16 protein-coding genes are annotated in these 19,321 nt (G+C 51.7%); 9 read left to right on the top strand and 7 right to left on the bottom strand.

Translation table 11 applies throughout. The features are described 5' to 3' along the window. Positions 1-132: 132 nt before the first annotated feature. Positions 133-2,112: a DNA topoisomerase (ATP-hydrolyzing) subunit B gene (gyrB, locus tag ACTJIK_RS01105; RefSeq protein ID WP_440644409.1), complete on the bottom strand. Its 1,980-nt coding sequence runs from the start codon at positions 2,110-2,112 to the stop codon at positions 133-135. A 317-nt stretch (positions 2,113-2,429) separates the two neighbouring features. Then, positions 2,430-4,100: a hypothetical protein gene (locus tag ACTJIK_RS01100; RefSeq protein WP_440644407.1), complete on the bottom strand. Its 1,671-nt coding sequence runs from the start codon at positions 4,098-4,100 to the stop codon at positions 2,430-2,432. Positions 4,101-4,214: 114 nt separating this feature from the next. Here ACTJIK_RS01100 and ACTJIK_RS01095 point away from each other — a divergent pair, with 114 nt between their 5' ends. Beyond that, positions 4,215-5,141, top strand: coding sequence for a helix-turn-helix domain-containing protein (locus ACTJIK_RS01095; protein ID WP_440644406.1), 927 nt, complete (start codon positions 4,215-4,217; stop codon positions 5,139-5,141). Positions 5,142-5,538: 397 nt separating this feature from the next. On the opposite strand, the gene ACTJIK_RS01090 is transcribed toward ACTJIK_RS01095, so the two are convergent. Beyond that, the gene (locus ACTJIK_RS01090; protein ID WP_440644404.1) at positions 5,539-6,006 is read right to left on the bottom strand and encodes a hypothetical protein; all 468 of its coding nucleotides are present in this window, start codon (positions 6,004-6,006) and stop codon (positions 5,539-5,541) included. A gap of 228 nt (positions 6,007-6,234) precedes the next feature. Between ACTJIK_RS01090 and ileS the strand changes: the two genes are divergently transcribed. Beyond that, entirely contained in the window at positions 6,235-9,561 is a 3,327-nt protein-coding gene (ileS, locus tag ACTJIK_RS01085; RefSeq protein WP_440644403.1) for an isoleucine--tRNA ligase, read from the top strand. Here the strand turns inward: ileS and ACTJIK_RS01080 are convergent. Beyond that, positions 9,541-10,095: a hypothetical protein gene (locus tag ACTJIK_RS01080; protein WP_440644402.1), complete on the bottom strand. Its 555-nt coding sequence runs from the start codon at positions 10,093-10,095 to the stop codon at positions 9,541-9,543. The two genes, ileS and ACTJIK_RS01080, sit on opposite strands and share 21 nt — an antisense overlap. Here ACTJIK_RS01080 and ACTJIK_RS01075 point away from each other — a divergent pair. After that, complete coding sequence (locus ACTJIK_RS01075) at positions 10,061-10,639, top strand: TraR/DksA family transcriptional regulator (RefSeq protein WP_440644401.1); 579 nt, start codon at positions 10,061-10,063, stop codon at positions 10,637-10,639. The genes ACTJIK_RS01080 and ACTJIK_RS01075 overlap by 35 nt on opposite strands. A 246-nt stretch (positions 10,640-10,885) precedes the next feature. On the opposite strand, the gene ACTJIK_RS01070 is transcribed toward ACTJIK_RS01075, so the two are convergent. After that, on the bottom strand, positions 10,886-12,424 hold the full coding sequence (locus tag ACTJIK_RS01070) for a glycosyltransferase (protein WP_440644400.1): 1,539 nt from the start codon (positions 12,422-12,424) through the stop codon (positions 10,886-10,888). 170 nt (positions 12,425-12,594) lie between these two features. Here ACTJIK_RS01070 and rbfA point away from each other — a divergent pair, with 170 nt between their 5' ends. Together rbfA and ACTJIK_RS01060 are read left to right on the top strand one after the other, a co-directional pair. Continuing rightward, the gene (gene rbfA / locus ACTJIK_RS01065) at positions 12,595-12,960 is read left to right on the top strand and encodes a 30S ribosome-binding factor RbfA (RefSeq protein WP_440644399.1); all 366 of its coding nucleotides are present in this window, start codon (positions 12,595-12,597) and stop codon (positions 12,958-12,960) included. Further along, positions 12,957-14,186, top strand: a complete 1,230-nt coding sequence (locus ACTJIK_RS01060; RefSeq protein WP_440644398.1) for an FtsX-like permease family protein — start codon at positions 12,957-12,959, stop codon at positions 14,184-14,186. The genes rbfA and ACTJIK_RS01060 overlap by 4 nt, the downstream gene beginning before the upstream one ends. 71 nt (positions 14,187-14,257) lie before the next feature. Here the strand turns inward: ACTJIK_RS01060 and ACTJIK_RS01055 are convergent, their stop codons facing one another. Then, positions 14,258-15,094: a transketolase gene (locus ACTJIK_RS01055; RefSeq protein ID WP_440644396.1), complete on the bottom strand. Its 837-nt coding sequence runs from the start codon at positions 15,092-15,094 to the stop codon at positions 14,258-14,260. A gap of 158 nt (positions 15,095-15,252) precedes the next feature. Between ACTJIK_RS01055 and ACTJIK_RS01050 the strand changes: the two genes are divergently transcribed. Both ACTJIK_RS01050 and frr read left to right on the top strand, forming a co-directional pair. After that, positions 15,253-16,398 carry a glycosyltransferase family 4 protein gene (locus ACTJIK_RS01050; protein ID WP_440644395.1) on the top strand — a complete coding sequence of 382 codons (1,146 nt, stop codon included), beginning with the start codon at positions 15,253-15,255 and terminating at the stop codon, positions 16,396-16,398. Positions 16,399-16,493: 95 nt separating this feature from the next. Further along, on the top strand, positions 16,494-17,057 hold the full coding sequence (gene frr / locus ACTJIK_RS01045; protein ID WP_440644394.1) for a ribosome recycling factor: 564 nt from the start codon (positions 16,494-16,496) through the stop codon (positions 17,055-17,057). A gap of 49 nt (positions 17,058-17,106) precedes the next feature. Here frr and ACTJIK_RS01040 read toward each other — a convergent pair whose 3' ends face one another. Next, the gene (locus ACTJIK_RS01040; RefSeq protein WP_440644392.1) at positions 17,107-17,973 is read right to left on the bottom strand and encodes a DMT family transporter; all 867 of its coding nucleotides are present in this window, start codon (positions 17,971-17,973) and stop codon (positions 17,107-17,109) included. A gap of 64 nt (positions 17,974-18,037) precedes the next feature. Here ACTJIK_RS01040 and ACTJIK_RS01035 point away from each other — a divergent pair, with 64 nt between their 5' ends. Together ACTJIK_RS01035 and mscL are read left to right on the top strand one after the other, a co-directional pair. After that, positions 18,038-18,811, top strand: coding sequence for a PPK2 family polyphosphate kinase (locus ACTJIK_RS01035; protein WP_440644391.1), 774 nt, complete (start codon positions 18,038-18,040; stop codon positions 18,809-18,811). Between the two features lie 56 nt (positions 18,812-18,867). Then, a complete protein-coding gene (gene mscL / locus ACTJIK_RS01030) occupies positions 18,868-19,245 on the top strand; it encodes a large-conductance mechanosensitive channel protein MscL (RefSeq protein ID WP_440644390.1) in 378 nt (125 codons plus the stop codon). Positions 19,246-19,321 lie beyond the last annotated feature (76 nt).

Below are 19,321 nucleotides of genomic sequence, written 5' to 3'. Positions count from 1 at the left end.
TCGGTATAGGTAACGAATGCGGATGCAATATAATATTTATTTATAAATTAAGAAAATATTTTATGAATAAGTAATGTAGTGTTAATAAAAAAAGCCACCCGTTTGGGTGGCTTTTGCTTTTTATAAAAATGTTTATGCGTCGATCTTTGCGTATTTCGCGTGAGACTCAATGAATTCCCTGCGCGGAGGTACTTCATCGCCCATCAGCATGGTAAAGATGCGGTCGGCTTCAAAAGCGCTGTCTATCGTTACCTGCTTCAGCGTGCGTACGTCCGGGTTCATCGTAGTGTCCCACAACTGTTCGGCGTTCATTTCACCCAGACCTTTATAACGCTGGATGGACACATTGTCTTCCTTGCCGCCGCCGGCCAGTTTGGTCACGGCCGCCTTACGCTGTTCATCCGTCCAGGCGTAGATGTGGTCTTTGCCTTTTTTCACCTGGTACAAAGGCGGCTGGGCGAGGTAAACATAACCCTGCTCCACCATTTCCTTCATGTAACGGAACACGAAGGTGAGGATGAGGGTGGCAATGTGGCTTCCGTCCACGTCGGCATCCGTCATGATGATGAGCTTGTGATAGCGCAGCTTGCTGAGGTTCAGGGCTTTTTCATCTTCAGGGGTGCCGATGGTAACGCCGAGGGCGGTGAATATATTCTTGATCTCCTCGTTCTCGTAGATCTTATGTTCGAGCGCTTTCTCCACGTTCAGTATCTTACCGCGCAGCGGCAGGATGGCCTGGAAGTTACGGTTGCGGCCCTGCTTGGCAGTACCACCCGCGGAATCACCTTCGACGAGGTACAGCTCGCATTTGGCGGGGTCGTTGTCGGAGCAGTCCGCCAGCTTGCCGGGAAGGCCGCTTCCGGTCATCACGCTCTTGCGCTGTACCATCTGCCTTGCCTTGCGGGCGGCTTCGCGCGCCTGTGCGGCCAGCACCACTTTATTGATGATGGTCTTGGCCTCGCGGGGATTTTCTTCCAGGTAATCGTTCAGCACGTTGGCCACTGCACTGTCTACAATGCCCATCACGTCTGAGTTGCCCAGCTTGGTTTTGGTCTGCCCTTCAAACTGCGGTTCGGGAACTTTAACGCTCACGATGCAGCTGAGGCCTTCGCGGAAGTCGTCTCCCGTTACCTCTACCTTCGATTTCTCGAACATCTTGTTCTTATCGCCATAGGCTTTGAACACGCGGGTGATAGCCCTGCGGAAGCCGGCCACGTGGGTACCGCCTTCGATGGTGTTGATATTATTTACGTAGGAAAAAATGTGCTCGTTGAAAGAATCGTTGTACAGCAAAGCCACTTCCACGGCCACGTTGGAGGCTGCGTCGTGCGTTTCGATGTAGATGGGCTGGGGCACCAGCGGGTTGCGGCGCCCGTTCTTGTCCATCAGTTCCACGAATTCAATGATACCGCCTTCGCTGTAAAATACTTCGCAGAAAGCGTTGCCGTTCTCGTCCTTTTCGCGCTCATCGGTAAGGGTGATGCGGATCTTCCTGTTCAGGAAGGCCAGTTCGCGCAGGCGGCCGGCAAGGGTTTCGCGGTTATAAACTGTTTCATTGAAAATAGTGGCGTCTGGCTTAAAATGGACGGTAGTGCCGGTAACGTCGGTTTCGCCGATCTCGCGTACGGAATACTGGGGTTGCCCCATCCTGTATTCCTGCTCGAAGATCTTGCCCTGGGTATGAACCGTTACATGCAAAGGATCGCTCAAGGCGTTCACGCAACTCACACCCACGCCGTGCAAACCGCCGGATACCTTGTAGGTGTTCTTGTCGAACTTACCGCCCGCGTGCAGTACGGTCATTACCACTTCCAGCGCAGAGCGTTTTTCCTTGGCGTGCATACCGGTAGGGATGCCGCGCCCGTCGTCCTTTACGCGGACAGAGTTATCCTCGCAGATCGTTACCTCGATGTTTTTGCAATAGCCGGCGAGCGCTTCATCGATGGAGTTATCGACTACTTCGTATACGAGGTGGTGTAAACCTTTCACCCCAATATCGCCGATATACATGGCCGGACGTTTACGCACCGCTTCCAACCCTTCCAATACTTGAATACTACCCGCATCATAAACGTTGCTGGGGGTAGTTGCTTGCACTAGTTCTTCACTCATATTTTTAGCTGAAAATCTATTTTTAACAAAACGGTAGACAATCCAGCAAATGTACGAAAAATCAGCCTAATTTCCATGAAAAAATGGCCTTATTTGAGGGGTGTGGACAGGTTGTGAATTGCGGAAATGCCGCAGGGTATGCATGAGGCGAAAAAACCGTCATTGCGAGGAGCAGCGGGGAATTTTGTGCAGGAGGGCGACGAAGCAATCTCCTCCATTANGGAGTACATCAATCCAGTAGTGGAGATTGCTTCGTCGCCCTCCCGCTATAGCTCCGCTGCTTCTCGCAATGACCGGCCTTCGTTGGCTCGCGTCATCTACATCAGGCCTGATGCCGCATCTGTCAACACAGTTTCTTTGATGCCGGTGAAAATGGTCTTCCAGATGAGGTTAAAGAAAGACTTTTTCGGATGGCGCTCGAACCTGGGCCTGGCCATACGCACGGGCCTGTCTGGCGTCGGGTTCTCGTTGTGCAGCGCCATCACGTTCGCCAGGAAGCTCACCAGCCCTTTTTTCCGTTTCTTGCCTTTCGCGGTCTTCATGTCTTTCAGGAAATCGATCTTCAGGTCGGAGTACAGGAGCTTGAAAGTGCCGGAGCAGGACCTTTCGTTGCCGCGGAAGTTAAAATCCATCTCCCGTATATTGGCCGAGCGGATGCTCACTTCCCCGAGCGGCTTGGTGGCGGGGTTCATTTCCCGCCCGTCCATATCCCTGAGCTGGCCCGAAACGCCGAAGGCGCCGGAAGGATCGTTCAGGGTCAGGTCGAAGCGGGCCCTCAGCTTGCCGGTGCGCATCAGTATCGCATGCAGCTCCGCGATGCAGTGATTGTTTTGCCGGATAAGCGAATCCTGGTTCGTGATATGCGTAAAGATGCCCCCTGCCTGGTGGAATTCGATCTTGCCCGTTTGCCCGCTGCCGGGGTTGAACTCGCTGTAGGACAGGTTCACGCCCTGTACCTTGAGGGTATCTATGGTGAGGGGCATTTTCAGCTTGGCCAGCAGCTGGTTGGGGAAGCCGCCGTATTTATCTCCCGGCGGGTAGGGCATCGCCCGGTTCCGGTAAGCATGAAGCTCGCCGCCGTCTATACTTACGCTTTTTATGAAGATCGCCTGCTGCAGCAGGTCTTCGAGCCTCATGCCCTCCGCGCGGATGTGGTTGAACGCCAGCTCGAAGCGGTCTGTCTGCGTTCCTTTCTTTTTATCGAAATCAGCCCTGTTGTAGCGCGGCTCCAGCTTCACGCTTTCCACCTCGGCCACCTTTTCCACGGCATTGTAACTGATATTGTTCACGTGCAGCCAGTAGAGGCTGTCCGGCGTGCGGTAGTCCCACTGCTGGAGCGTGATGTCGAAATTCTGGGCGTACAGCACCCGGGAAAGGTCCTTTTCGGTCATGGAATCGATCTGCAGGTCGCGCAGGCGCACATCCAGGTTTTCGAAGCGGGTGAGCCTGCGGCTGCTGTCTTCCCCGATCTGCACATAGGATAATTTGGTATTGGAGAGGTTGACCTGCCGGATGCGGAAATCGTGGATCAGCTCGTTCATGGAAGCGTAGAAGCTGCGGCGGGGCGTGGTATCGCGGCTCCGGAGGTCCCGCACCACGGTAATTTCGGGCTCGGACAGGGTGAAGCCGGCCGCGTCTACCTGCTTGTTCCTGAAATACCGCCAGATCTTCAGCCCCGAAACCTGCACCCGGTTCATTTTGGCGTTGTAGATCACCTGGGGCGCGCGCTGCTCTTTTACCAGCCGGTCATATACCGCAGTGTCGGGCAGCAGGGCCACATTCTGTATGCTTACGCTGCCCGTGAGCAGGTTCAGGTTGATCTTCCCGTAGGCGAGGGTATATAAACTATCCGAGCCCTGGCTGACGTAGCGGCGCAATTCTTTGTCCAGTATGTTTTTCCAATGAACGCTCAGGTACCAGCCGGTACCCAGCACAACCGCGGCAAGGATAGCCGCCACCGTTAGTATGATCTTCCAGGACTTCTTCATGCGCCTTTACTGTTGCTAAATCTGTACCAATTCGCCCCCGGGGGCGGGGATTTGTAACGGCTTTGTCAAACTGTAAGAATTATAACTACGATTCGTTAATTTTGTGGCTCTAATATGAAAGAAATACAGGAAATATTAACGCTCGCTATTCCGCAACCCGCCATGGGCGACCAGTTGCAGCTTGCAGAGGCCGATAACGTAGCGGTTCCTGATTGCCTTGATTATTCCCTCCAGCGTTTCGTGTACGAACGCCCGTTACCCGTGGAAGATGTGGCGATGGTGGTGTACCAGCCCGCAAAACGTGGAAAAAGCGCAGCTATCGAGCTGCGGTATTGCGTGGCGGGCAACAAATATTGCCAGAAACCTAATTGTACCGACCAGGTTTGTATCGAAGGTCATAAACATGCGGACTGCAACACCAAGCTGCCGTCCGTAGACCTGATCACCGTGCGTTTTCAACCTGCTTTCATACAATCCCTGCAAAAAGGTAACACTTCTTTCTCCCTCTTTGAGCTTCAGTCCAAGAAACCTTTCGTAAAAACCATCCAGCCCTGCACCAAGAGCAAAGCCGTGCTGGAGCAGATGGTACATCATAATTACGAAGGTATCCTGAAAAATATTTTCCTGCAGAGCAAGGCCCTGGAGCTTTTGCTTTTCAGCTCCGACCAGTTTATCCAGAACGATACGGAAGAGCGCTACGGCTGCCGCTTCCTGACGCACCTGGAAGACCGCGAGAAGATCGAAAAAGCGCGCAGCATCCTGCTGGAGCAGCTGGACGCTCCGATCACGATCCGTGACCTGGCGAGAAGGGTGGCCATGAACGAATGTTACCTCAAAAAAGGTTTCAAAGCGGTGTACGGCACCACCATCTACGATTATTTCCAGAAAGAAAGGATGGAAAAGGCCAAAGGCCTTTTATATGAAAGAGGCTTATCCGTTTCAGAGGTAGCCATTATGATGGGATATTCCTGCATTTCCCATTTCTCCACTGCATTCAAAAAACATACAGGGCTGAAACCTTGTGAGTTACTGCTCCGTTAACCGGTTTTTCCTTTTACGATCATTACTTTTCCCGATCCGATAAACACCAGTCTGCAGATTGTACTTTCTTTGTGCTACGATCTTTGGATGTCTATCCACGGTTCCTCATAAGCTTCCTTATCAGATTTGACCTAAGGAAAAGCTTGCAGACGATAGTAAAGCCATTATAAAAAGCAGTGCATATCAAACACCACAAAGACCTAATCTGCACTGCCAGTCAGTAAGTTTTTCCACCGTAATTTGCATAAAGCCGTTACTTTCCTGTGACGGCTTTTTTTATTCCCTGCGCCGCCCGGCGGTTGGCACAAAAGAAAAACCCCGCCCAAAAGAGCAGGGTCTGTCCTATTTATCCCTATACCTATGAAATACTTAATGAATGTTTTTGTAGTAAATATCTTTAATCAACAATAGTGCCAGCATCGTTCAGCAGTACGGTTTTGGCAGTCCCGTTATCGTCGATATTTACTTTAAAATATGCTGCCACATCCGCTCTTTCAATTTTCCACCCTTCTTTAACAACTGCGGACGGGTATTTGTTCTTCAATGTTCCCAAAACGCTCTCAGGCAGGTTGCCGGTCTCGAAAGAACTGCGGGTAGCCACCCAGGCGCCTTCTGCGTTATATTCAACAGCGGTCTTCACATTTTCCCTGTTGAAGGAAGCGATCCAGTTGCCGCCGGAGGTTTTGCTCCATTGTGCATCTGTAGCGGCTGAAAATTCGGCATTCTGTGCAAATGCGTCCTTTACGGGAGCCGGTGCTTCCACTTTTTTGGCGGTCGTTTTGGTTTTTTTAGATGATTTCTGTTGTGAAAACGCTATGCCGGATGTGAAGATGGCAGCGCATATTAATAACGTTACTTTTTTCATAAAAGATATGGTTTATAATCGCGTTAGACTCTTCAGAATCCTAACCAAAACAATGCCAAAAACGCAAAGCAAGCATAGTTTATTGCAAATTAGTCAATTTTGCCCGCATTTTTTTCATAAATCTGTTATTTTTTATGAACGACAGCGGCTCTCTGAAACCTGCCTGTATTTTCGTAACTTTGCAGAATTTTAAATACCAAACTTAAGCACCCGGGTGGGAAATTGTTTATGTCCAGCAAATATCAGGAATACAATCAACTGAATTTACCGCAAATAGAACAGGATATACTGCAAGCGTGGGAAACGCACCAGGTTTTTGAGAAAAGCATCTCGAACCGCGACGGTGCGGCCCCTTTCGTATTTTACGAAGGCCCTCCCAGCGCCAACGGCCTCCCCGGCATTCACCACGTGATCTCCCGCGCCCTGAAAGACCTCGTTTGCCGTTACAAGACCATGCAGGGATTCCAGGTGAAAAGGAAAAGCGGCTGGGATACACACGGCCTGCCGGTAGAGCTGGGGGTGGAGAAAGCACTCGGCATCACCAAGGAAGACATCGGCAAAAAGATCTCCATCGCAGAATATAATGATACCTGCCGCAAGGAAGTATTAAAATATAAAGACCGCTGGGAAGACCTGACCCGCAAAATGGGCTACTGGGTTGACCTTGAGCATCCTTACATCACTTTCGACAATTCCTACATCGAAAGCCTGTGGTGGTGCCTGCAGCAATTATATAAAAAAGGGTTACTCTATAAAAGCGTCAGCATCCAGCCATACTCGCCGGCTGCGGGCACCGGCCTCAGCTCCCATGAGCTGAACCAGCCCGGTACTTACAAGGACGTGAAAGACACGACCATCGTGGCCATGTTCAAAGCCCTGCAGTCGGACCGCTCACAGTTCCTCTTCGATGCCGCCGGCTCCGGCGAGGTGTTTTTCCTGGCCTGGACCACCACTCCCTGGACGCTTCCCAGCAACCTGGGCCTTACCGTGGGCGCCAATATCGAATATGTGCTGGTGAAAACCTTCAATCCCTACACCCATTTGCCCATCAACGTGGTGCTGGCGAAGGATCTGGCGGGGAAATACTTCAAACCCGAAGGGGAGAATGCTGACTTTGAAGCCTATACGGCAGATACCAAAGTGCTGCCCTGGAAGATACTGGCCGGCTTTAAAGGAAGCGAACTGGAGAACATCCGTTATGAACAGCTGCTGCCTTACGCCAAACCCGAGGAAGGCGATCCGTTCCGCGTGCTGATCGGCGATTTTGTGACCACCGAAGACGGTACCGGCATCGTGCATACCGCCCCTGCCTTCGGTGCGGACGATAACCGCGTCGGCAAAAAATACGGCATCGGCATCCTGACGCTGGTGGACCGCCAGGGTAAATTCACCGACAACGTGGGTGAATTCTCCGGCCGTTATGTAAAAGATTATAAGAACGACCCGGACTATAAGGACGTGGACGTGGATATAGCCGTAAAGCTCAAAAAAGAGAACCGCGCCTTTAAAGTGGAGAAATACGAGCACACCTACCCGCATTGCTGGCGTACGGACAAACCCGTGCTGTATTACCCGCTGGACGCATGGTTCATCAAAACCACGGCCATGAAAGACCGGATGGTGGAGCTGAACAAGACCATCAACTGGAAACCCGCCTCCACCGGCACCGGCCGCTTTGGCAGCTGGCTGGAGAACATGGTGGACTGGAACCTTTCCCGCAGCCGTTACTGGGGCACGCCCCTGCCCATCTGGCGCACGGAAGACGGTACCGAAGAGATCTGCATCGGCAGCATCGCCGAACTGAACGAGGGTATCAGGCTGGCCAATGAAGTGCTGGGCGGCGACGTCAATAAACATTACCTCCACGAGGGCATCCTCGACCTGCATAAACCTTATGTGGACGATATCATCCTGGTAAGCTCCACCGGCAAACCGATGCGCCGCGAACCGGACCTGATAGATGTTTGGTTCGATTCAGGCGCCATGCCCGTGGCCCAGTGGCATTATCCCTTCGAGAACAGGGAGATGCTGGAAAAAGGGCAGGCCTTCCCGGCGAACTTCATTGCCGAAGGGGTGGACCAGACCCGTGGATGGTTTTATACACTTCACGCCCTGGCAGTGATGCTTTTCGACAGCGTGGCGTATAAAACAGTCGTTTCTAACGGCCTTGTGCTGGACAAGAACGGCAACAAAATGAGTAAGCGCCTGGGGAATGTGGTGGATCCGTTTGCCACCATCGGGCAATTCGGCGCAGATGCCACCCGCTGGTACATGATCACCAATGCCTCGCCCTGGGACAACATGAAGTTCGACGTGGACGGCATTAAAGAGGTGCAACGGAAACTGTTCGGTACATTATATAATACGTACAACTTCTTCGCGATGTACGCAAACCTGGACAATTTCGCGTTCAGGGAAGCATATATCCCGCTGAACCAGCGCCCTGAGATCGACCGGTGGATCATTTCACTGCTGAATACCCTTGTGAAGCAGGTGACCGGCAGCCTGGAGGACTACGAGCCCACACAGGCGGGCCGCGCGGTGCAGGAATTTGTGGATGAGCACCTGAGCAACTGGTATGTGCGCCTTTGCCGCCGCCGTTTCTGGAAAGGGGAGTACGAGCAGGATAAGATCAGCGCTTACCAGACGCTGTACGAGTGCCTGGAAAAGATCGCACAGCTGATGGCGCCGGTGAGCCCTTTCTTTACAGACTGGCTGTACCGCAACCTGAACAGCGTGAGCGGCAGGCAGCAGGAAGAAAGCGTTCACCTCACGAGGTTCCCCGTGGCAGACGAAGCAGCCATAGACCCGGACCTGGAAGAAAGGATGCAGCTGGCGCAGGACGTTTCCTCGCTGGTGCTGAGCCTGAGGAAGAAGACCAATATTAAGGTAAGGCAGCCTTTGCAGAAGATACTTATCCCTGTAATGAACCCGCATATGCGGGAACAACTGGGGTTGGTGGAGCATTTGATAAAAAGCGAAGTGAATGTAAAAAGTATTGAGTATCTTACCGAAACCGAAGGTTTTATCAAGAAAAAGATTAAGCCAAACTTCAAAACTCTTGGAAGCCGTATGGGAGCCAGAATGAAGGCGGTGGCAGGTGCGATCAGCGCATTTACGCAGCACGAGATTTCTGAGCTGGAGAAGAACGGCAGTTTTGGCTTAATAGTTGAGAATGAGCAGATTCCGATTCAGTTAACCGATGTTGAGATCATTTCGGAAGACATTCCCGGATGGACGGTGGCGAACAAAGGTTCGCTGACTGTGGCGCTTGATATCACCATCACCCCTGTTTTATTGGACGAAGGCAATGCACGCGAGCTGGTCAACCGGATCCAGAAGATACGGAAGGACAGTGATTTTGAATTAACTGACCGGATTGCTGTAAAAGTGGCTGATGTAGATGCCCTGAAATCGGCGATAATTAACTTTAATGACTATATTTGCACGGAAATTTTGGCAGATAGTTTGGAGATAGTGCCGCAATTACAGGAGGGCGTGGAAGTAGAGGTTAACGATCTTAAGTTCAACGTATTAGTTAACAAAAAAAGCTAATCCCATGGCAACAAAGAAGAAGGTTGCTAGTAAAACTACCAAGAAGGCGGTTCCTGCCAAGAAAGCTGTAGCTAAGAAAGCTGCTGCTGCACCTAAGAAAGCTGCGCCTAAACCGGCGGCGGCTAAAAAGGTTGCGGCTGCGCCTAAAAAGGCTGCTGCTAAAAAGGCGGCGCCTAAAGCAGCGAAGCCCGCACCAAAAAAAGCGGCAGTAAAGAAAGTAGCGGCAAAAGCAGCCCCTTCGAAAGCAGTTCCTGCCAAAAAGAAAGCGGCAGCGGCCAAAAAGCCCGTCAAAGCAGTAAAGCCCGCGCCGGCGAAAGCGCCGGCAGCTAAAGCTCCGGCAGCGAAGAAACCGCTTGCTGCCAAAGCGCCCGTAAAGAAAACGGCTCCCGCCCCCGCGCCGAAGGCCAAACCGGCCGCCGTGGTTGCCGGCAAGCCTGCTGAAAAGCAAACGCCGCGGCCGGAACCGTTTATTTCTAAACCCGTAGAAAAAGTAGATATAATGGCATCAAAGAGTAAACAGGATAAATCAGACAAGGAGCCAGTAAAAAAGACCAGGGTAGAAGAACCTGCCAGAAGGACTACTGAGAAACCGTCTTCCAGGACTCCTTCAAAAGCCGCCGGCAGCCGCCCGGTAATGAAAACCGTGACTTATTCTCCGGAATTCACCAAATCAGTGCTGGATCAGCCGGAAGCTCCTACCGGCCCGATATATCGCTATAGCGACCCCGAGTTACAGGAATTCAGGGAGATCATCATGAAAAAACTGGAAGCAGCGAAAAAAGAACTGGTATACCTCCAGGGCCTGATCACCCGCAAGGACGAAGCAGGTACAGACGATACCGAGAACAAATACATGAGCATGGAAGATGGCAGCGGTTCCCAGGAACGCGAACAGCTGAACCAGATGGCCAGCCGCCAGATCCAGTTCATCGACCACCTGGAGAAAGCCCTGGTGCGTATTGAGAACAAAACTTACGGCATCTGCCGCGTAACCGGCAAGCTGATCGAAAAAGCACGCCTGAAAGCAGTGCCGCATGCTACGCTCAGCATCGAAGCCAAACTGGCAAAAAGCAAATAATAATGTTCCCGGCCCCGGCCGGTAATGATAAAGATGTAAAGGGCTGTCCGGAAGGACGGCCCTTTTTCATACATCCATGTTAAAACGGCAAAAGCAAAAAACCGATGCCGGAAAGTGACCCGTGTCACCGCGATTCTGTACACGAATGTAAAAGGAATGTGTTTCCGGGGGCAGAAAAAAGGCCGGGACTTTCTTAAGCCCGGCCGGTAATATCTCGGAAAAACGGAGGAGATCAGAAATTTGCAATCAGGCAGGTTTCAGCTGCGCCTCATCCGCACATTCCGGCTGAAACGCTTTGCGCACCTGCCGCGCGGCCAGGTAGATCAACCCCGCTGTTGCCAGCGCCGCCAGGCTGCCCAGCCCGATGTTGCGCACCTGCTTTTTGGTGGGCCAGCGGATCACGTTTTTTTCAGGGCTCGCCACTGCAATATCCAGCAGCGGTGCCATGCAAACATCTTCAATGACCTTGTCCGCCACAGTAGCCGCTTCTACATATTGTGGATGGTATGCCACACCAATTCCCGCTTCCTGCAACATGGCGCTGTCGCTTTCCCCGTTGCCCACATAAATGATGTTCTGCGGCTGGATGTGGTATTTCTCGGCAATGTACTTCAGGATATTGCTTTTGTTATACTCGGCCGAGGCGCCGCTTCCCTTCAGGAAATAATCAGGGATGCTCACTTCGCCCGTAGCCACGCTGTGAACGAGATGCAGCCGGTTGGCAAACGCAAAGTCGGCCCCCAGCTTATTCTTCATATGATTCGCCACGCATTCGAAACCGTCTGTGATAAAACCACAGATGTACCCGCGCCGCTTCAGCTCCCGGATCACATGCCGGATGTCTGGCGTTACGGGAATTTCATCCGCCACTTCCAGCAGCTCCGCCAGGTTGCGGCCCTGGAACAAAGCAGCGGACCGCCTGATGATGGAGATCGGGTCCGAATAATGCTGCAGCACCTGCACCAGCGGCTCTTCCTGCTCAAAGGCGACGGCCGCGAGGTAGGTGTAATTTTGCGTGAACACGGTTTCGTCCAGGTTAAAGATCACCATCTTCTCCAGCTTGTCGATAGATTCGAGGATGGAATACTCCATCTGCTCGCGGATGATATTGATATTGCCCAGCGTTTCCAGGTTCTGCAACGGAATGCTCTCTGCTTTTTTCAGAATGGTGCGCGAAACCTCGCGGCTCATTTTACTGAGCTGCTCCCAGGTCTGCATGGCGTTTTCCAGCCTGCCGATATTCACTTCGCGGATGCGCGCCTGCTTCAGGTGCATGTCTATGAGCAACCCGATGTCTACCCCGTAATCATTTTCAAAATGCACATTTTTGAGGAATGATGCGCGCGCCGCGATCATGCCGCTCAGCGGCTGGTTGAAGCCGGCCAGCTCCGGGAAAAGTATGCTGAGGAGCGGTTTGGCAACCAGCTGTGTTACACGGCCGGCCTGTCTTTCAAAAAATGATTTGACAAAATCGGCTTCGTCGTTCATGATAGGATCGGTCAGCAATTCCACGAGATGATCCGGGTACGTGAGAATATCGCCGTCCACATACATCACAATATCATGCTTCGCAGCCATCATGCCTTCCCGCATGGAAATTCCCTTGCCGCGCTGGCTGCTGGTGATCACGCGTACTTTTTCCTTAAGGGCTTCCTCAACCGTATGATCCGTTGAATTATCGTCTACGACAATGATCTCTATGGGCCTGGAGGTTTTCCTGATCGTCTTGATTACCTGGCGTATGGTGGCGCCTTCGTTGAGCACTGGTATAATTACGGAAATCATAGGTCGCAATTAGTTTGATGAACAAATAAGGTACCGTTTGGCACGCTCCTAAGCTCCAAAAATGATACCACAATGCATGAGGCTGATGATGCTGTGAACCGCTAAAATTGGTTATTTTTGGGCAATTCCCGCGAGGGGAGGATTTGAGAGTACAGCTTAAATATAGAAAAATGCAGGAAACAAAAAGGCAAAAACAGGTAGGGCAGCTGGTGCAGCAGGAACTCAGCGATATTTTCATGCGCATGGGATTCAACGTAACAGAAGGAGGGATGATCTCGATCTCATCCGTTAAGATGACCCCCGACCTGCTGGAAGCGAGGGTTTATTTAAGCATGTTCCAGATAAAATCTCCCGAGGAAATGCTGGGGCGGATGAACGAGAAAATGAGCGAGATACGCCGCGAGCTGGGAAACCGCGTGGGCAAGCAGCTTCGCCGCGTGCCTGAGCTCACCTTCTTCCTGGACGATACGCTGGATCATGTGTTCAAGATGGAAGAGCTCTTTAAAAAGATCAACGAAGAGAAAGAGAAGAAATGATCTGGCAATTCGCACTTCGTTACTTCCGGGCCCGTAAATCCACCAACGCCATCAATATCATTGCATGGGTGAGCGTTGGCGCCATTGCCGTAGGCACCGCCGCGCTCATCACCGTGCTCAGCGTGTTCAACGGGTTCACCGGCCTCGTGAAATCCCTCTATTCTTCTTTTTACCCCACTTTAAAAGTAGTGCCGGCCACCGGCAAAACCATCCTTTTCACACCGGAGCAATTACAGGCGGTTGCGCGCATCCGCGGCGTGGCAAACCTTTCCGCCAGCATCGAGGAAAAAGCGGTGCTGCGTAACGGGAACGAACAAACGATAGCGGTGCTGAAAGGCGTAGACAGCGCTTTTTCGCATGTTGCCGGCGTGCAGGACAAGATCATCCGCGGCGCATACGACATTTCCCATGAAACCGGCTACCAGGCCGTTGTGGGCCTTGGCATAGAAAGCGCGCTGGGCGTGGATGTGGAGCACAGCAGCGTGCCGGTGAACGTGTACATGCCAAAACGCGACGAGGCCGTTTTCAGCACGGCCCTGCCCGAACAGGCCGTGAATTCAGGCGTCATTTATCCTGCGGGCACTTTCGCGATACAGCAGGAATTCGACAGCAAATATGTGCTGGTGGATATCAACTTCCTCCGCAGCCTGCTCGACATGCAGCCCGGGGAAGTAACTTCCCTTGAAATAGCTGTACTGCCGGGCTTTTCAGAACAAAAAACAAAACGCGCATTGCAAGAGCTGCTCGGCGAAAAAGTGAAGGTGCAGACCCGCGTGGAACAGAACGCGACCATTTACAACGTGATGCAAACGGAGAAATGGGTCGTATACGTTTTCCTCAGTTTCATACTCGTGATCGCGGCCTTCAATATGATCGGCTCGCTGTCTATGCTCGTCATAGAAAAACAAAAAGACATCACCATCCTCAAAGCCATGGGAGGGCGAAACAGCCTCATCCAACGGATATTCCTCCTGGAAGGGCTCATCATCGCGGGGGCCGGCAGCATCATCGGGTTCAGCCTGGCCATCACCATCTGTTTATTGCAGCAACATTTCGGGTTGATCAAACTCGGCGGCGGTTCTTTCCTGATCGATGCATTCCCTGTTGAAATGCATTATGAGGATTTTATCCTGGTGATCATTACCATTCTCGTAATAGGCGTGCTGGCGAGCTGGTACCCTGCGCAAAGGGCGGCGCGGCAGGAGATCGCGCTCAAAGCTACCTGACCCATCCATAAAAAAAGCGCGTCCCGGCTCAGCCCGGACGCGCTTTATATTTCAATGTTTGATTTAACGGATCAATAATCGCCCAGTGTTTCAGGCAACTGCGCCAATGCTTTGGCCAGCTGTTCGTCGTTAGGAGCGATGCCATGCCATTCGTGGGAGCCTTCCATGAAGTCCACACCTTTACCCATGGCAGTTTTCATGAGAATAACAATGGGCTGGCCTTTGCCGGTAAGGCTTTTGGCTTTTGCGAGCGTGGCAAGCACATCGTCCATATCGTTTCCGTTCATTTGCAGCACTTTCCAGCCGAAGGAGAAGAACTTGGCATCCAGGTCGCCAAGGCCCATTACTTTGTCTGTAGGACCGTCTATCTGCTGGCCGTTGTAGTCAACCGTGGCGATAATATTATCCACTTTGTGGTGCGCGGCAAACATGATGGCTTCCCAGTTCTGGCCTTCATCAAGCTCGCCGTCTCCATGGAGGGAGTATACGATCTTGGGGTCTTTATTCAGTTTTTTGCTGAGGGCTGCGCCGAGGGCTACGCTCATACCCTGGCCCAGGGAGCCGCTGGCTACCCTTATGCCGGGCAGATGCTCGTGGGTGGTGGGGTGGCCCTGCAGGCGGGAATCTATTTTACGGAAAGTAGCCAGTTCAGATACCGGGAAATAACCGGACCTGGCCAGGGCACTGTAGAACACGGGGGAAATGTGTCCGTTTGACAAGAAAAACAGGTCCTGGTCCTTACCATCCATATCGAAGGGTACGGGGGTGTGCTCCATTACCTTGAAGTACAAGGCAGTAAAGAATTCCGTACAACCCAGGGAACCACCGGGGTGACCGCTTTGTACGGCATGTACCATCCGTACAATGTCCCGCCTGATCTGCGTGGCGATATCTTTCAGTTCTGGCATGATAATTGGCATTTTATGAGCCGCAAAAGTAATAAGAAATTACCCAGATTCTCAGCGTATTGAGTGATTTTTTCCAAGGATGGCATAAATCTTTGAGCTTTAAAATTTTTTGATACGCATATCACTGAAATTAATATCTTTGCACCACAACCCCCCGTATGGAGAATGTAATTATCGCGACTGTCCTGAGTTTCGTTATAACCTATTTTGCTATCCCGGTTCTGATCAGGGTGGCGGAGTTGAAACATCTATATGACGAACCAGATGAGCGCAAATCGCATAAAATACGGATCCCCACTTTAGGTGGTTTGGGATTCTTTGCCGGTTTCGTGCTGGCTACCGCCGTTTGTGTTCCCTCACAGCAGACTTTCCCATTGCAATATCTTCTGGCAGCGTTTTTCATCATTTTCATCGTAGGTATGAAGGATGATATCGTGGGCCTTTCCCCTGTAAAAAAGCTCATAGGCCAGCTGGTGGCTGCTTTTGCCATCATTTATCTCGGTAACCTGCAGATCAGGAACATGTACGGCGCTTTTGGCATCGGCGAGCTGCCTTATCACTTCAGCCTGCTGCTCACCTATTTCACCTTCATTGTTGTCGTGAATGCCTTTAACCTGATAGACGGGATTGACGGGCTGGCGGGCAGTGTAGGCCTCCTGGTTTCAGCCGTGCTGGGTGCTTACTTTTTGTATGTGAACGAAGTATTGTATGCCGTAATGGGCTTTGCATTAGCAGCAGGCCTGGCGGCGTTCCTCATTTATAACATTACCCCGGCCAGGATCTTCATGGGCGACACCGGCTCCCTGCTGGTAGGCCTTGTGAATGCAACCCTGATCGTGAAATTCATAGAAGTGGCCGGTAACCCTGCCGGTACCTTCCCGCTGCAGGCCGTTCCCGCCATCGCTTTTGCCGTGCTGATCATCCCCCTGTTCGACACGCTGCGTGTATTTGCCATCAGGATGAGCCGCGGGCGTTCCCCGTTCACGGCAGACCGGCATCACATTCACCACTACATGCTGGCCCTGGGGCTTACGCATAGCCAGGCTACGCTGATCGCCGTGCTCTCCAACATCGCTTTCATTTTCATGGCCTACAGCCTTCAGAATATAGGTACCACTTACCTCCTGCTGCTTACCGGCAGCCTGGCGTTTGCCGCAACCACTGCCCTCTTTTTCCTGAAAAAACGGAGAGAAACTCCCAAGCCGGCTATGGTGGCTGCAACCGAAGTGGCAGACAGCAGGCCCAGCATTACCAAGCCGAAAATTCTGCGCGTGAATACCGAATCCGTGCTGCAGGACAAATAAACATCACTTCCTTTCAAGCCGTTCCAACTGTTGCTCATCCTTTGATGATTAAAAGATTTCATGTAGGTTTGCAAGCACTTTAAGTATTAATTCTTATGCAAGACGAACTTAATTTAATCCTGGATGATGCAAAAGATTCCATGCAAAAGGCTATTTCGCACCTGGAAACCGAGCTGACCAAGATACGCGCCGGTAAAGCCAATCCCCAGATCCTGGACGGCATTACCGTAGATTATTATGGTGCGCCTACCGCCCTCAACCAGGTTGCCAACGTAAGCGTTGCCGACGCCCGCACCCTTACCATCCAGCCCTGGGAAAAAAACATGCTTCAGCCGATCGAAAGAGCGATCATTGCATCCAATATCGGGCTGAACCCCCAGAACGACGGCATCATTATCCGCTTATTCCTGCCGCCGCTTACGGAAGAACGCCGTAAAGAGCTGGTGAAAAGAGTGAACGGCGAAGGCGAACATGCGAAAGTAGCCATCCGCAACATCCGCCGCGACGGCATTGAAGCGATCAAGAAATTGCAGAAAGACGGGCTGAGTGAAGATATCGCGAAGGATGCCGAAGCAGAAGTACAGGTGCTGACGGACAAATACATCGGCATTATCGACAAGCATTGCGCGGCAAAGGACAAGGAGATCATGGCAATTTAATGCCGCTTGAAAAATACCAGGAGGAGATGGGTTCACAGCCCGTCTCTTTTTATTTACGGTTCACCAGGTAAACGCCGCCCATGATCACCGCCAGGCAGATCACCTGCAGGGAATTGATATCTTCCCCCGCCAGGAAGCCCCAGCCGATGGCCACAACGGGCAGGCCGTATGTAACCATAGACGCGAAGATGGCCCCGGCCGAGCGGATAAGCTGGTAGAACAGGATGGAAGCCACGCCGGTACCCAACAAGCCAAGCGTTACGCTGGCCGCCAGGCTGGTGTAAGCCCCTTCAGCCTTCCCGAAAACAGTGAAGAAATCGCTGAAGAGCAAAACAGGCAGGGCAAACAGCGCCATGAAAAATAAAGAGACCGACACCAGCTGCAGGGAAGCGAACTCTTTCAGGTAATGATGCACCAGCGCAATGTTCAACCCGTAACAGGCAGTAGCCATGATCACGAAGAAACCATAATACCAGTAAGCATTCGCATCGATCCCTTTGGCGAGGAACAGGCAGATGACGCCAACAAAACCAATAGCCAGCCCCGTTAGCTGCCGCTTCGCTACCGGCGCGTGAAAGAGGGCGACGGTGAAGATCAGGGCGAACACGGGGGTGAAGGAATTGAGCATGCCCGCCAGCGAGCTGTCTATCCGGGTTTCGGCAATACAGAACAAATACGCGGGAATTCCGTTACCTAATAGACCGGAAAGGATGATCACCGGGATCTTTTTAGCCGGCGTTTGCCCGATGTAGCGGACGAAGACCGGCAGCAGCGCAAGCCCTGCGGATATCAGCCGGATGCTGGCCACCTGGTACGGGCTGAATGATTCAAGCCCCAGTTTCATTAAAATGAAAGAACTGCCCCAGGTGAGTGACAGCAGCAGGAAGATTCCCCAGTTAAGCACGCGTTGGTTCATAGAACCGCAAAGATACCGATTCCCGGCATCCGGTAATTTGATTAAATTTAGAAAACATCCGCTTATGCCTCAGATCAAACTCGCTGACATTGCAACCACCGCACCTAAAAAAGCTGACAAGGAAAAGACCAAGGAAGCGCTAAAACTTATTGTTGAAGAGCTGGACGAGCTGCAAAACCTGCTCTATGCTGAACATAAACACAGCTTATTGGTTGTATTACAGGGCATGGACGCCAGCGGCAAAGACGGCGTGATCAGGGACGTGTTCGGCACCATGAACCCCATGGGCGTAACCGTTCAGCCTTTCAAAGCGCCCACCGAGCTGGAACTGGATCATGATTTCCTCTGGAGGATCCACCAGCATGCGCCGGCGAAAGGCATGATACAGGTGTTCAACCGTTCGCATTACGAAGATGTGCTGGTGCAGCGGGTGCATAAATGGATAGACGATGATACGGCGAAGAAACGTTTTGCTGCCATCAACGGGTTCGAGCAGCTGCTGGAGGAGCATAACAATACGCATATCCTGAAATTCTACCTGCACGTGTCTCCCGGCGCGCAACAGGCCCGCCTGGAAGAACGCACGCAGGACCCGAGGAAAATGTGGAAGTACAACGAAAAGGATTTTGCCGAAGCAAAGCTTTTCAAAACGTACTGGAAAATGTATGAGGACGTGTTCAGGAATTGCAATAAAGTGCCGTGGATCATTGTGCCGAGCGACCATAACTGGTACAAGGAATTCCTGATCGCGCAAACGGTAAGGGATACACTGAAATCGCTGAAAATGAAGTTCCCGAAGCTGCCCCAAAACAAAAATAATGCGGAGAAAAAAGTATAAATCATTAATCTTGCAGACGTTAAAGCACCATTTTCTTAACTCTAAAACCTTAGCGTATGTCTTTTTTCAGTGAATTTAAAGCATTTGCCATGAAGGGAAATGTGATCGACCTGGCGGTAGGTATCGTGATCGGTGCCGCTTTCGGGAAGATTGTAAGCGCACTCGTGGATGCTATCCTGATGCCCATTGTTGGTGTATTGATCGGCGGTTTTGATTTCAAAGGACTCGCAGTAAAAGTGGGAGCCGCTGAGATCAAATACGGTTTGTTTATCCAGTCGTGCGTTGAATTCATTATCATCGCCTTCGCGCTGTTCCTCGTGATCAAAGGCATCAACCGGATGAAAAAAGAAGAACCCGCTGCGCCTGCAGAACCCGTACTCACCACGCAGGAGAAACTGCTGATGGAGATACGCGACGAGCTCAAACAAAAATAATACACCTCTTTTTTAATACAACGGTTGGCTGCCCATGCGGCCAACCGTTCACTATTACACCTGTATAACCGATCGT

This window comes from Chitinophaga sp. 22620, assembly GCF_052044405.1.
Taxonomy (GTDB): Bacteria; Bacteroidota; Bacteroidia; order Chitinophagales; family Chitinophagaceae; genus Chitinophaga.
This window is presented reverse-complemented; position numbering and strand designations above follow the sequence as displayed.